At 45.4% G+C, this 13,899-nt stretch carries 12 protein-coding genes; 2 read left to right on the top strand and 10 right to left on the bottom strand.

The window, feature by feature from the left end:
- Nucleotides 1-2: 2 nt before the first annotated feature.
- The 10 genes from R8N46_RS19605 to R8N46_RS19560 form a co-directional block, all read right to left on the bottom strand.
- Nucleotides 3-1,226 (bottom strand): type II secretion system F family protein, encoded by a 1,224-nt coding sequence (locus R8N46_RS19605; protein WP_005381186.1) that lies wholly within the window; start codon nt 1,224-1,226, stop codon nt 3-5.
- An 8-nt stretch (nt 1,227-1,234) separates the two neighbouring features.
- Complete coding sequence (locus R8N46_RS19600) at nt 1,235-2,959, bottom strand: GspE/PulE family protein (protein WP_005381188.1); 1,725 nt, start codon at nt 2,957-2,959, stop codon at nt 1,235-1,237.
- Complete coding sequence (locus R8N46_RS19595; RefSeq protein ID WP_213972532.1) at nt 2,956-4,050, bottom strand: tetratricopeptide repeat protein; 1,095 nt, start codon at nt 4,048-4,050, stop codon at nt 2,956-2,958. The genes R8N46_RS19600 and R8N46_RS19595 overlap by 4 nt, the downstream gene beginning before the upstream one ends.
- Nucleotides 4,047-4,892, bottom strand: coding sequence for an ExeA family protein (locus tag R8N46_RS19590; protein WP_033907419.1), 846 nt, complete (start codon nt 4,890-4,892; stop codon nt 4,047-4,049). The genes R8N46_RS19595 and R8N46_RS19590 overlap by 4 nt, the downstream gene beginning before the upstream one ends.
- Before the next feature lie 44 nt (nt 4,893-4,936).
- Nucleotides 4,937-6,577, bottom strand: coding sequence for a pilus (MSHA type) biogenesis protein MshL (gene mshL, locus R8N46_RS19585; RefSeq protein WP_005388471.1), 1,641 nt, complete (start codon nt 6,575-6,577; stop codon nt 4,937-4,939).
- A gap of 20 nt (nt 6,578-6,597) precedes the next feature.
- Nucleotides 6,598-6,930, bottom strand: coding sequence for a hypothetical protein (locus R8N46_RS19580; protein WP_005381196.1), 333 nt, complete (start codon nt 6,928-6,930; stop codon nt 6,598-6,600).
- Nucleotides 6,923-7,573 (bottom strand): type II secretion system protein GspM, encoded by a 651-nt coding sequence (gene gspM, locus R8N46_RS19575; RefSeq protein WP_005381197.1) that lies wholly within the window; start codon nt 7,571-7,573, stop codon nt 6,923-6,925. Before gspM ends, R8N46_RS19580 begins: the two co-directional genes overlap by 8 nt.
- Entirely contained in the window at nt 7,570-9,015 is a 1,446-nt protein-coding gene (locus R8N46_RS19570) for an MSHA biogenesis protein MshI (protein ID WP_167415479.1), read from the bottom strand. The genes gspM and R8N46_RS19570 overlap by 4 nt, the downstream gene beginning before the upstream one ends.
- A gap of 11 nt (nt 9,016-9,026) precedes the next feature.
- The gene (gene csrD, locus R8N46_RS19565) at nt 9,027-11,036 is read right to left on the bottom strand and encodes an RNase E specificity factor CsrD (protein WP_171346111.1); all 2,010 of its coding nucleotides are present in this window, start codon (nt 11,034-11,036) and stop codon (nt 9,027-9,029) included.
- Between the two features lie 242 nt (nt 11,037-11,278).
- Entirely contained in the window at nt 11,279-11,818 is a 540-nt protein-coding gene (locus R8N46_RS19560; protein ID WP_005381235.1) for a single-stranded DNA-binding protein, read from the bottom strand.
- Nucleotides 11,819-12,095: 277 nt separating this feature from the next.
- On the opposite strand from R8N46_RS19560, the gene R8N46_RS19555 reads away from it, so the two are divergent.
- Nucleotides 12,096-12,740, top strand: coding sequence for a LuxR C-terminal-related transcriptional regulator (locus tag R8N46_RS19555; protein ID WP_171346110.1), 645 nt, complete (start codon nt 12,096-12,098; stop codon nt 12,738-12,740).
- A gap of 159 nt (nt 12,741-12,899) precedes the next feature.
- Nucleotides 12,900-13,772, top strand: a complete 873-nt coding sequence (galU, locus tag R8N46_RS19550; protein WP_005381239.1) for a UTP--glucose-1-phosphate uridylyltransferase GalU — start codon at nt 12,900-12,902, stop codon at nt 13,770-13,772.
- Nucleotides 13,773-13,899: the final 127 nt, after the last annotated feature.

Genomic DNA, 13,899 nt, shown 5'->3' with positions numbered 1-13,899 from the left:
TATTAGCCGCCTTTGATGATGTCTAGCATTCCCCACATTGGCAGGAAGATACCCAGTGCTAGCACCATGACCATGCCGGCGACAATCACCAAAAGTAGCGGTTCTATTCTTGCGGTTAGTGTTTTTAGATCGTAATCGACTTCTCGATCGTAAAAATCCGACACTTCTAGCAGCAGCTCATCAATACGACCGGTTTCTTCCCCTACTGCAATCATCTGAATCACCAAAGGGGTAAAGATTTTACTGTTGATAGCAGTCACTGAGATGGTGCTACCCGCTTCAATCGCGGATTTCATCTCAAGAATTCGATTTTCTAAAAAGCGGTTCCCCAGGGCTTCCCCGGCTAAAGCTAAAGACTGGTTAAGTGGAACGCCTGATTTCAGCATCAACGAGAAGGTTCTAGCAAAACGAGAAAGCTGCGCACGATTAACGATATCGCCTACAATTGGCAGCCGAAGCCGAAACTTATCGAACTTCTCCCGACCATCAGCCGTCGCCACCCACGCTCTGAACACCGTAAACGCGCCAATCATTGCTACAACCAGCAACACCCAATAATTAACAAAGAAATTAGAAGTCGCGATCAAAATACGCGTCGGCAATGGTAGCTCAACCCCAAAGCGCGTGAACATCGATGCAAACTCAGGGATCACCAAGATATTCAATACAAACATGGCGATGGTGATAAAGATAATGACAAACGTTGGATAACGCATCGCCGCTTTAATGCGTTTGCGAGTCTCAAGTTCCTGTTCGTAGTAATTCGCCAGTTGCAATAGCGCTTGGTCAAGCCGACCCGTATTCTCACCGACGTTGATCATAGAAACGAACAGAGGGCTGAATACTTTACTGTGTTGCTGCATCGCAGAAGACAAACCTCGGCCATTACTCAGTTCAGAAACGACATCTTCTAGCGCCTCTTTGAGCTGTTTGTTTTCGCAATTTTGCAACAAGCCACGCATAGAGCGCAGCAAAGGTACGCCAGCTTTAGTCAAACTAAACAACTGGCGAGAGAAAAGAATAATTACTTCCAACGGAATAGCAGGCACAAACAGCTTAGATAAGCTCACTTGGCTTTTTGCCGACTCTTTCTCTAAACGTACATTGAGCGGGATGACCCCTTTATTCATCAATGCTTCCGCTGCAGCTTCAGAGTTCACTGCTTCGATTTTGCCGTTAGTTGATGAGCCGTCTAGCGTGCGGCCTTGATAACGAAAAGTTGGCATTCACTTACCTATATGAAAATGGGATCAGTCTTACCAGAAGCATCGCCCTCACCTAGGGTCATCACTTCGTCCAAACTGACGGTGCCTTGTAGCGCCAGTTCCATTGCAGAAGCAAGCAGTGGCTTATAGTTTTCTGAGCGGCGCGCGGCTTGCGCAAAGCCAACCGCATCATTAGCGCGCAACTTATCCATCATCTCTTGCTCAAGTTCGAGCATTTCAAACACACCGATTCGGCCTCGATAACCAGTCAAATTACAGTTTTGGCAACCTGCGCCTTTATAAAAAATGGTGCTAACTTGATTTGGGAAACGCCCAGCTAACCACTGCTGGCGAGACTCATCTAAGTGGTCTTCTGTTTTACAATCGGGGCAAACTCGGCGCACAAGACGCTGCGCCACCACAGCTCTGACTGCACTAGCAACCAAGTAACCCGGCGCACCCATGTCGATCATACGTAACGCACTGTCGACAGCATCGTTGGTGTGGAGAGTGCTCAATACTAAGTGACCCGTTAGTGCAGCTCGCAGACCAATTTCTACCGTCTCTTGGTCACGCATCTCACCAACAAGAATGATGTCTGGGTCTTGACGTAAAAAGGTTCTAAGAACACGCGAGAAAGTTAGATCGATCTTGCTGTTAACCTGTACCTGAGTGATGCGAGGCAGACGATATTCAACCGGGTCCTCTGCTGTAATGATCTTTTTCCCAGGCTCGTTGAGCTCACTCAATGCGCCGTAAAGCGTGGTGGTTTTACCGGAACCTGTCGGCCCGGTAACCAAAATCATGCCATGCGGACGCGCCAACTGTCGACGTAAGCGAGCAAGCAAGTCTGGCGGCAAGCCCGACTCTTCTAACGGACGCAAACCAGCGGACTGGTTAAGCAGACGCATTACTACAGATTCTCCGTACTGCGTTGGTAACGTCGACATACGAATATCAATTGATTGGCCACGAACTTTGATATTGAATCGGCCATCTTGCGGCAAGCGCTTTTCAGAAATATCTAGGTGTGCCATCAACTTCAGTCGAAGAACCAAAGCCGATGCAATATTCACTTCATTTAAGAGCGTTTCATGCAATACGCCATCAATACGCTGGCGCAAACGCAACACTTGATCGTCTGGCTCAATATGAATATCCGAAGCTCCAACCTGTACCGCATCTTCAAACATGGAATTAACCAGCTTTACAACGGTAACCTCTTCACTATCGGCTTCATCAATACCGTAATCAAAGCTTTGTACATCTTTATGCTCTTCATGCAGCTGTTCAGCAAAGGAGGCGATCTCTTTAGTACGGCGGTAATAACGGTCAAAGCTTGAAATAAGCTGACGCTCTGAAGCAACAATGAACTCAAGGTTGTATTGACCTAACAAGTTCATCAATGATTCTTGGATGAACAAGTCCGCAGGGTCACTCATAGCAACGCGCAGTGTGTCCCCATTTCGAGCAACGACCATCGCACGTAAGCGACGTGCGTGTACCTCAGGTAAAATCTGCACGGCTTCGGCATCCACAGGTGCACGACCAAGATCGATCAGTGGCAAACCAAGCTGCTGAGACAAGAAGTCCAACATTTGCTTTTCGGTAATAAAGCCAAGGTCAATTAACGCATCCCCTAGCTTCTGCCCGGTACTGCGTTGTGCGTTTAGTGCTTGCTGGATTTGTTCTTCAGAGACGATACCTTCCTCAACCAGAAGATCGCCCAAGCGTTTTCTCAACTGAATTTTCATTGTGCGCTCTCCAACTCTTTCAAGATGCTCAAACGGTCACGGATAAATGCTTGCGATTGATTCGAAATGCCAACTTTACCCAGAGCTTGGTTGTAAGAGTTGATCGCGGCAGTAAAAGCCAGGGCGCGCTCTTGTTGAATAGCCAAACCTAACCACCAGCGCGCGTTTTCCGGCTCACGCTGAGTTAGGAGTTGATAGCTCTCAAGCGCAATGTCATTTTGCTTGTGTTTTTGTGCCAATGCCGCACGCATCGCCAAGTAATCTCGACTTGGTACTGGAGGCAAATGAACAAGCGGGCTCAGCGCCGCTTCAGGTTGATTAGCTTTCACTAACAACTTAGACAAGGCCAAGCGAAGTACTTGGTTGTTCGTATCTAGGTTGATACCTTCTTGAATAATCTCATATGCTTTACGCGTGTCACCTTTACCAAAGTACAACGCTGATAGCTTTTGACGCGTGTCTGCATTCATTGGCTCATAACGCAACGCCTCGGCATAAGCCGATAACGCCGTTTGCATATCGTTAGCATCGAGTGCTTTTTCCGCTCGACTAACTGCCTTAAGAGAAAGCTGACGATGTGTAAGCTCAACCTGCTCAATACGCATTGAGCTGTTTTCTGATGTCGTGTGGGTTACGGGATCGTATTGTTCCTCGCTCGGCATCGTTGCTAACTGCGCGAGTAAAACTGCCTCTTCAGAGGCGGTATTTATCTCAGATCTTGGCGTGAACCTATCAGTCTCTTGCATGTGAGGCTGTTGCGCTACTGGCTGCGTGGCTGGTTTGGTGTAAACCACATGAGTTGTATCGGGCGTCATTTTACTCGTTGGCGAGTGAGTGCGCTCCGATGAAACAATTGGTGAGACATTCACAGACGACAGTGGCATAGCGTCGGTTTGAAACTGTGATAGCTCGCCTGAAGGGACAGGACCGCGAGAGACCGCCCAGCTACCAACCGCAAGGCTTAACGAAAAACCGGCGACAAGCCAAAGCCAAGGTTTACTGCGTGAGACTCTTGGAATCTCCGCACGAGTAAGCTCTGACGGCGATGTTTTTTCAGCAAGTTCTGATAATGCTTTATTGATGGCACTCAAGGTTGACTCCATCCCCAAAATACGGGTGTTTTAAACTTAGGTTTACGGGCATCAAACGTATCGTGCATAGCGGCGTAAACGTGATGATTTTTCAATAGTGTGCAACGCTCATTAAATGCAGCAAGCAACGACTTGTGGCTAATTTGGTTTATCAAGCGCGGAATCCCCATGGATGAACGCCAAATCGCTTTTTTCTGTTCAATAGAAAAAATGTGCGCCCCATTGCCTGCTTTATCTAAACGATTATTGATGTAAGCCACGCCTTCATCGATAGAGAGAGGACGTAACTGGCAGCTAAACGTAATGCGTTGACGAAACTGCCTTAGCTCATGGTTAGCCAATCTTTCATCCAACTCAGGTTGTCCGAATAACACCAATTGAATGAGCTTATCTTGTTCCGTTTCTAGGTTGCCAAATAGACGCAATGTTTCTAAAGCTTGTGGGGAAAGAGCTTGCGCTTCATCAACGATCAAGACGGTTTTCTTTCCCAAGGCATGTACTTGAATCAAGTGCTCTTGAATGAGGGAAACGATGCGCAGCGGATCATCGTTCTCGATACCTAACTCTCTGGCGACAGCAAACTGCAACTGTTCCCCATTCAACACTGGATTGGGTAAGTAAATAAGCTCAACTTCAGATTCAATCTGCTCGATCAGCTTACGGCATACCATGGTTTTTCCAGTGCCGACTTCTCCCGTCACCTTAATCACCCCTTCTCCCATTTGCACGGCAGCTAGGATGGTTTGGATCGCCTCATAGTGAGGGACTAACCCCAAGAACATTTCTGTATTTGGGGTTAACGAAAAAGGCTGAACTCGGAATCCAAAGTGGGACAAGTACATACTCGAATCACAAACCTATTAAAAAACAGAACCTTTCCCAGCGCTTATTGCGCATCTGGGAACCACTCTTGCAGCAGATCACGAGAGCGCTCTAGCTCTTTCTGCCAAGAGTTCACGCCAACTACGGTCGGTTTTAGCAAGATGACCAATTCTGTTTTCTCAGTTACGTTATTCACGTTGCGGAACAAATGCCCCAGTGCTGGTACATCGCCCAAAAATGGGACTTTAGAAACAAGCTCACGATTTTGCTGTTTCATCAACCCGCCGATAACCACAACATCGCCATCTTTAGCACGAATAACCGAGTCTGATTCACGAATAGAGCTTTTCGCTAATGGCAGTTGGATGTTTTGGAAATCTCCGCCCAAGTTCAATTGCTTCACTTCTTCCGTGACTTCAATAACTGCGGGGTGAACATGCAGGAACACATTGCCTTTGTTATCAATTTGCGGAGTCACATCAAGGGAAATACCCGAGAAGAATGGCGTCAGTTCCACTTCAGGAACCGCATTTGAGTTTTCACCGTTGCCTGCATTGCTCGATAGCTCGGTAACAAAGTACTCATCGGTACCCACTTTGATAACAGATTTTTGGTTGTTGGCAGCGGTAATACGAGGGCTCGAAAGGACGTTCAAGTCACCTTGCGTAGACATGAAGCTCAATACAGCATTGAAGTTACCATCCGAAATAGTCACGTTAGTTTGACCGCCCAATAGCGTGCCAATCGCATCCAATGGTGGTAATGTCGACGCAGGGCGGTTGACTACGATACTACCCGAGTTACCAATTGATGCCGATAAGTTTGACCAGTTGATGCCTTGTTGGTAGCCATCATTCAACGTCACTTCTAGGATTTTAGCTTCAAGAATGACCTGGCGCTGCATGCGCTCCTGCGATACACCTAAGAACTCGCGTACTTCGCGAATATCATCTGGAAATGCTCGAACCGTAATAACTCCTGCTTGTGGCGTTACAACCACACTTTGCCCTTTGCCTGAACCAATTAGATTCGCAACGGCTTGCTGCAGCATAGGCCAGAAGTCACTTTCAGTGATGGTTTCGATGCGTGTACCACCCGTAGATGTGGTTGAGCTATCGTTGTTGTTTCCATTGTTAGAGTCTGACGAGTCAGAACTGTCTGAGCTACCACCAGAATTAGACGTACCAGCCGAGGTTACAGAGCCCGTAACAATGCTGGTTAATGAGCGACCAGAACGCTTGAACTGCAGGTAATCGACTGGAATGGTCACAGTACGCATACCTGCTGGGTAGATTTGAATTACTTTGCCAGACTTCACCACGTCATAGCCATACATATTCTGTACGACATTCAGAACTTCATCCAATGTCACATCTGACAAGTTGACAGTGATATTACCTTGTACCGATGGGTGAATCGCCACACTGTACTCTGTGCCTTTCACCAACGAAGCGAAAAAGCTTCTTGCATCGACCGCATTCGCTTGAATACGAAAACGCTTCGAGGTGCCTTGCTCTGATGCAACGTTCGAGTCTAAATTTGGCATCAAGTCTGCCTCAACAGAAGAAGGGATTTCTTCCAATGTGCGGCTGTTCGCTTGATTGATCGATTCATTGAGCGCTTCTTTAACTTCCACTGGATTCCGATGACCCATTGAACATCCCATTAAAGAAGCAATCGTTATTCCTACAACTAATTTGCGCATATCTGATCGGGCTCTGGTTATTATTGTTTTACGTTTAAATCAAAAAGCTCTAGGTCCCACTGACGGTTACCACGCTTTAAAGTTACAAATTCACTATTAATGCTCGCGACGCGATAACCCTTAAATAGCTCGCCTTTTTCGACAAGTTTGTTATCCATAATCGCGATACAATCAGTACTTGGCTTACACACAATACTGTTGAGCTTAGGCAGTCGATACCGTTTAACTTTTGGTTTCGCTGACGTTTCAACCGCTGGTTTTTCCCAACCAAGTGGGGCCGTTGGGTCTTGGTTTGCCCAAGCGGTTCCTGCCGCTGCCATAACAAGCAATGAGATGATGAGTTTGTTAACCACCAATAAACTCCTCTCTAGATCCTAGTGTGTAGACTTCTAACACAAGCTTCGCTTTCGGGTACTCTTCGACTTTATAACTAAAGCTGCGCCAGTAATAACTCGCAGGAAGGCTCTCCAATTTATTCAGATAATTAGCAATAGAAAAATAGTCACCAGTCAGTTCCATACGAACAGGATGCACGTAGTAACCAGAGTATTGCGATGCTTCTTTATCTTCCGTTATTGGCTCAGATGGCAAGGTTTGCAGAGATAAAAGGTGAATGCCACTTTGCTGCTCCAACACATTTTCAAGCAGCTCAGCCATTTGCGAAGGTGTAATAAGATGCTCGATGATCTCCGCTAATTGCATCGAAAGATGCTGACTCTCAGCTAACAGATTAGATATCGCGCGATCAATCTCAGCATTTGGATCTTTCTTAAGTTGCGCCTGAATACGTAGCGTATCGATTTCAATCTTTTGATTGGCTTGCTTTAAATTACTTAGTTGCCTCTCATTACTGATGATCTCGTTAAGCTTTGGCTCCAATACCAGCGTAAAGAGCAACATGATCACGACAACTAAACCGCACAATGCAGTGAGCACTTTTTCACGCGTACTCATTTCGCCAAAGCGCCCTTCTAATGAGAGCCAGAATTCGTTCATTTCTCTTTATCCTCGCGCGTTTTTAGTTCAAACGTCACAATATCCTTATCATTTCGACCTATTTTGACGTCGTCAAACGTTCGGCCAACCAAGCTAATTTCATTTTTAAATTGGCTGACCCAATTTGGCACTGAGCTCGGTTTTTTCGCTAGTCCCTTCAGGTCTAAGGTATGGGTATTGATTCGAATTTCGGACAAAGAAATTTCTTGGTTTCCTAGCTTCGCTAATGATTGCATCACGCCAGAGTAACCCGTGCGTTGCGAGTCATCGTATTTCCCGACAGCTTTAAGCGAGTCTCGCTTCGCCTTGACTTCACGCTCTAAGCGGGCTTTAGCTGCCAGCTTATTATTGTCAGGTTGATGCTTACGTAGCTTGACTTGATAACGTTCAAGCTCTGACTTCATGATATCGCCTTTACTTTTTACAATAGCAATCTCATCTTCCAAACCGCTGCTCTGCCAAGTGACATAACCGTAAGAAAATAGAATTGCAGCCGCCGCAACGCCCCAAGATAACGCGATATTTTTTAGCGTCAGGAGCTCTTTTTTCGGCTTTAAGTAATCGGGATATAAGTTGACGCGTCGAGTATTTGAAGTAGCCGCAGTGTCAGCCAAAACATGTCCTGATAGCTCATGTTCTGGTGGTAATAACGGTGAAACCTTAGTACTTAAACGATAGTTCAGAGCCTGAACAAGCTCGCTCTCATCCTCTTCATCACAGCACACTTTCAATTGATGTAATTGCACGTGGCGTAACTGAGATGAAAGATAGTCAATCGAACGTTGCAGTTCTAACGACAGACTGTCCATCTGTAAATCGCTAGACGGAACCCCCGTTAACGGTGGCGTCACACTGCGAATAGAGCGGTGGAACGCAATAGTATTTTCAACAAAAGCGCTTATACGGAAATGACCACGCACACTGCGTTGTAATAATAGGAAGTTTCCTAGTTCACCCGCAGTCTCTCCCCAAATATCGTCTTCAGGAAGAATGGCTTCTAATGGTAACTGGGCTCGGCTGGCCAGTAACACAATCTTATCCAATATTTTTCGCGATAAGACGTATGCTTGCACTTTGGTTGAATTCGGTAACTCGACCGCATCGGCAATAATGTCGATGGCGCGCTCAGAGATCAGTTCTTTCAACAAAAACGGTAATGCGGCTGGCCATTCTTGACGCGGCATGACCGGTTTGTCGATTTGGTACATCTGGTAATAGTTATGAGAAAGAACAACCGTTAATGAATCATACGCACTCGCTGCAACGCTCAATGCTTGCTCAACGGCTTTTTCCCAATTGGACTCAGAAATATCAAATTGGTATGGACGACTACTTTTGATTGAAGATGATAAATAAACGGCGTCTGGCTGAATAACCAAAAAGCAGGAGCGACCACCACTAGATGATCGCTTAAGCTTGTCGAATAGTGCTTTGAAATCCATGATTATTATCTTTATTTTTTCCGCCAGCGATTTCGTCTTCCCAATTTAACTTGGGATTCTGATTGAGAATTCGGCAACGCTTGGGGACGAGGAAGAAACTGCTGCTCCGCAGAAAAGTAACGCCCTTGCCCACCATAAACCCCGAGCTCAACTAATGTGTTGAGCTCGTTCTGATTCTCAATTCCCACTGCTATAATTTTAGTTTTACTGTTTGCCGCCGCACCTAGCATACTGCGGACAAATAGCTGGTTTTCATGTCGTTGGTCGATTTTTGCTACTAAACTGCGATGAAGTTTTAGGTAACGAATGTCCACTTCTTTTAAATAGTGAGTGCTGACGATGGTACGCCCAGCCTGCCCAACCATTAAGTGGCACCCCAAACCGGCCAGCATTTTAGCGACTGGTCGCATAAAGTCTAAGTGTCTTACAAATTGTGCTTCAACAAACTCAAAACTGAGACACTTTCTCTGCTCACGTGACAACTGTAAGAGTTCATCACGAAACCATTTAAAGTACTCTCGGTTAGAAAATGGCGTTACATTCAAATTGAGCGCATACGATCTTGAGTTATCAAAATTATCCTTAAACTCTCTTAAGAATTTATTAATAACTGACTTATCCATTTGCGCTTCATAACCAACCTGTCTGATCGCAGAAATGAACCGAGACGCTTTAACAATCCCATTCTCAGGATCGCGAATCCGACATGTTAACTCTTCATATAATGATTTTTTATGCGTCGCGTCACTTATTGGATGCACAGATTGTGCGTAGAGTATCACACTTTCAGGTGTAAGTGCTGTGTCAAATAACGTTCTCCATCTCACACTTCCGCGAGCTTCTTCATCGTGGTTCCATTTTTTGAAGCGACTCCAATTATTGTTATTTTGTAGTTGCGCACTACGCAAAGCAGTCTCGGCTTCATCAATGATTTGGCTGTGTCGCTCACCTTCTTTATAAGTGGTGATGCCAATATGGCACCAGTTGTCTGGATCAAGTGGCTCTGGCGGCATTAACTTTTCTAACTGGCGAATGCATTGCGAGGCAAGGTTAGCCACATCTTTCGCACTTTGGTGCGGTAGAAAAAGCGCAAAATCAGCATCGTAATAACGGGAAAATACAACATCTGGGTATCGTTGAACTAAATTGGACAATAAACTCCCAACTTCAACAATAAACTCATCCGTAATTTGCTTATCTTGCTCTTCTTCAACCAGTTTCCAGTCTTGAATACGAACTAGCAACACGGCGCCGCGAGCCCCGCTTTCTAGTAACGCCGATTCCAACTTGCTATCAAATAACACTCGGTTAGCGGTACCGGTTAGCTTATCAAGGAAGGTTTGAGTTCGAATAAAGGTATCAAATCGGCTTCGCTCTTGACGCGCATCTTGTAACTCTTCGATTAATACATCGAGCGCTTCACTGGCGGTGTAAGGCCATTCTTTTTTGTCACCTTTGGCATACTGCTCCACCCTACCAGCCAGGATCATTCTGCCTCGCTCTTCGAGCATTTCGGAGCCTTCTAATTGCTCCTTAAGCCATGCCACGCCGCGCATTAAGCAGAAGATGATCAATATAACGGCAAGCGTGATCGACCAAAGCGCCTGCATTGAGTAGCTGTAACCTAAGTAAGGGGGAATTGCTTTAAAGTGAATCGTGTAATCTTGATTGTGAGTCAGCTGATACTCTGCCTCAAACAAGACTGACGCTTCCATTTGATGAGAAGTATCTTTGAAGCGATAAACAACGGCGTTGTTGGTCGACAACGTCATTTCGACAATATTGGAAGCCTGCAGCATTTTCGGCATCCAGCGCTGCATAGAATAAGCGGCGTCAGGATCTTCCATCTCCTTGTCGACCACCTCTACGATCCCTTCTAAATAATGGGTGAGATATTCCTGCCCAAGACGTTTAAAAGAGAGGGTGCCACCGACAAACAAGATAAACATGGCGCAGATAACGATCATGGTGACAAAGGCCACCAGCCGTGTGCTTAACTTAAGAGTTGGGGTATACCTCATGAATACCAAATTCCTTTTTTATTCATCATATACCTTATTGAAATATTTATACTTGATAAGAGTTCATCAAACAATCGGATTAGTCTGATAGTGAGAGGCTGGAGCATAAAGAAAATCACACTCATTGATAAGTTTTATTGTTACGCCTAACCTTGCCAAGAGAAGCCTGTGAAATCATTAGATTGCGACAATAAAAAAGGCCGCGATATTCGCGGCCTTTTCGATTCAAGCATAAGCAGAATTTAGAACGGGATATCGTCGTCAAAATCCATTGGTGGCTCATTGTACTGCTGCTGTGATTGCTGCGGAGCCTGTTGTTGTGGTTGCTGTTGCTGAGGCGCATTGTACTGCTGCTGAGCTGGCTGTTGAGGCTGACCCCATCCACCTTGTTGCTGCTGTTGACCGCCCATAGGTGCGCCGCCACCTTGAGCACGACCGCCAAGCATTTGCATCACACCATTGAAGCCTTGAACAACGACTTCAGTTGAGTAGCGATCTTGACCACTTTGATCTTGCCATTTGCGAGTTTGCAGTTGCCCTTCAATGTAGACTTGAGAGCCTTTACGCAAGTACTCACCTGCTACTTCCGCAAGTTTGCCGAACAACACAACACGGTGCCATTCCGTTTTTTCGCGCTGTTCGCCAGTCGCTTTATCACGCCATGAATCAGAAGTCGCAATAGTAATGTTTGCTACTGCACCGCCATTCGGCATGTAACGAATTTCAGGGTCGTTACCTAGATTCCCCACCAAAATAACTTTGTTAATTCCACGGCTGGCCATGATGTGCTCCGTTTCACTCTGGATATATAAAATTTTAGCGCATTAGAATAGCACGCTTTAATGTTTTGATTAAAGTCTAATACCATTGTGATCTATTGAGTCACCCTCTAGAACCCAAATCGTATTTCAACTTACGTGTGTAGCATTTTTGATTCGCGTTGCAGACATCGTTTCGTGAAGCTTTGAATTCGAACGCATTTATTCAGTAAAGCGATGGTTATGGCCTCTCTTTAATGCCAGTTTATGGCTTCTATTGAACCCAGGGAGATTGGAACACGTGAGAAAGTCGGCTTACGCAAGAAAGCTATTTCTGATCAGTATGGAAGATAATGCGCAAAAAAAAGTGGCGGCACTCGAAAAGTACATTGATATGAGCATCCCGGTGATTTCAACCGAAGCACTCATGGAAGCCAAGCCACAACACCGTAATAAAATTCTACTGATCGACTTCAGTGAACATAAATCACTTGTTCAATCGATCAAAAACTTGCCTCTTGTATGGAAAAACTTTGAAACCGTTGTCTTCAACGTGCCTAAAAGACTAACCACGGATGAACTTCTTTCATTTGGTCAATTAAAAGGTGTGTTTTATTCTGAAGATACGCTAGAGCAAATTGGAGAAGGGTTAAAAGGCATTGTTAACGGTCAAAACTGGCTGCCGCGTAATGTAACCAGTCAACTTTTACACTATTACCGCAATGTCATTAATACTCATACTGCACCAGCTACGGTAGACCTAACCATTCGTGAGCTACAAGTACTGCGTTGCCTACAAGCTGGCGCCTCGAACAGTCAGATGGCCGAAGAGTTATTCGTCAGTGAATTCACCATCAAATCGCACTTGTATCAGATATTCAAAAAGCTATCCGTAAAGAACCGAGTACAGGCAATCGCCTGGGCAGACCAAAACTTAATTTCGTGATGCAATGTGAGCGGCTCTGATAACTGAAATGACGAGTCGCTCATCTTTTTTCCGCACCGAGTCTCACATTTTTTCCTACTTTATTCATGATTCATTGATACCTCTCGTGTTAAAGTTATGCGCAGATTCTTGATAAAAACGAGATAGGATATTCCCCCAATGATAAAAAAATGTCTGTTCCCTGCTGCAGGCTATGGCACACGCTTCCTACCGGCAACGAAATCTATGCCAAAAGAGATGATGCCAGTCGTGAACAAACCGCTTATTGAATACGGTGTCGAAGAAGCAATCCAAGCTGGTATGAACGGCATGTGTATTGTGACAGGTCGTGGCAAGCACTCGATCATGGACCACTTTGATAAGAACTACGAACTGGAACATCAGATTAGCGGTACCAACAAAGAAGAGCTGTTGGTAGATATCCGTGAAATCATTGAATCTGCAAACTTCACTTATATACGTCAACGCGAAATGAAAGGCTTGGGCCACGCGATTCTAACTGGACGAGAATTGGTAGGCGATGAGCCATTTGCTGTTGTTCTTGCTGATGACCTTTGTGTGAACGAGCAAGAGGGCGTACTGGCTCAGATGGTGGCACTATTTAAGCAGTTCCGCTGTTCTATCGTTGCAGTGCAAGAAGTACCAGCCGAAGAAACACACAAATACGGCGTTATCTCTGGTGAAATGATCAAAGACGACATCTACCGTGTAGACGACATGGTAGAAAAACCAGAGAAAGGCACGGCGCCTAGCAACCTTGCTATCATTGGCCGCTACATCCTGACTCCCGATATTTTTGAACTGATCGAAAACACTGAACCTGGTAAAGGTGGTGAAATTCAAATCACGGACGCGCTGCTTAAACAAGCAAAAGCGGGCTGTGTATTGGCTTACAAATTCAAGGGCAAACGCTTTGACTGTGGTAGCGTTGAAGGTTACATCGAAGCAACTAACTATTGTTTTGAAAACCTGTATCTAAAAGATGAAAAAACCTCTGAGCTAGGTAAGCACGCAACACAAAAAGCAGTATAAAGCATCGTCTTAGTACGAAATTACTGTATCGAAAGCCCAGCACAACGCTGGGCTTTTTACTTTACTGTTTTTTTATCCAGTAATTTTCTTTGCACATTTCTCACACTATGTAATACTTGCCCCACTT

This window comes from Vibrio sp. 1874 (assembly GCF_033344395.1).
In the GTDB taxonomy this organism is placed as follows: domain Bacteria; phylum Pseudomonadota; class Gammaproteobacteria; order Enterobacterales; family Vibrionaceae; genus Vibrio; species Vibrio alginolyticus.
Note: the sequence above shows the minus strand (reverse complement) of the source record. Positions and strands in the feature narration are given on the sequence as shown.

Coding starts and splice junctions, on each gene's coding strand:
- R8N46_RS19560 (WP_005381235.1), bottom strand. CDS start 11,818: ATGGCCAGCCGTGGAATTAACAAAGTTATTTTGGTGGGGAATCTAGGT.
- csrD (WP_171346111.1), bottom strand. CDS start 11,036: ATGAGGTATACCCCAACTCTTAAGTTAAGCACACGGCTGGTGGCCTTT.
- R8N46_RS19570 (WP_167415479.1), bottom strand. CDS start 9,015: ATGGATTTCAAAGCACTATTCGACAAGCTTAAGCGATCATCTAGTGGT.
- galU (WP_005381239.1), top strand. CDS start 12,900: ATGATAAAAAAATGTCTGTTCCCTGCTGCAGGCTATGGCACACGCTTC.
- R8N46_RS19605 (WP_005381186.1), bottom strand. CDS start 1,226: ATGCCAACTTTTCGTTATCAAGGCCGCACGCTAGACGGCTCATCAACT.
- R8N46_RS19590 (WP_033907419.1), bottom strand. CDS start 4,892: ATGTACTTGTCCCACTTTGGATTCCGAGTTCAGCCTTTTTCGTTAACC.
- mshL (WP_005388471.1), bottom strand. CDS start 6,577: ATGCGCAAATTAGTTGTAGGAATAACGATTGCTTCTTTAATGGGATGT.
- gspM (WP_005381197.1), bottom strand. CDS start 7,573: ATGAACGAATTCTGGCTCTCATTAGAAGGGCGCTTTGGCGAAATGAGT.
- R8N46_RS19600 (WP_005381188.1), bottom strand. CDS start 2,959: ATGAAAATTCAGTTGAGAAAACGCTTGGGCGATCTTCTGGTTGAGGAA.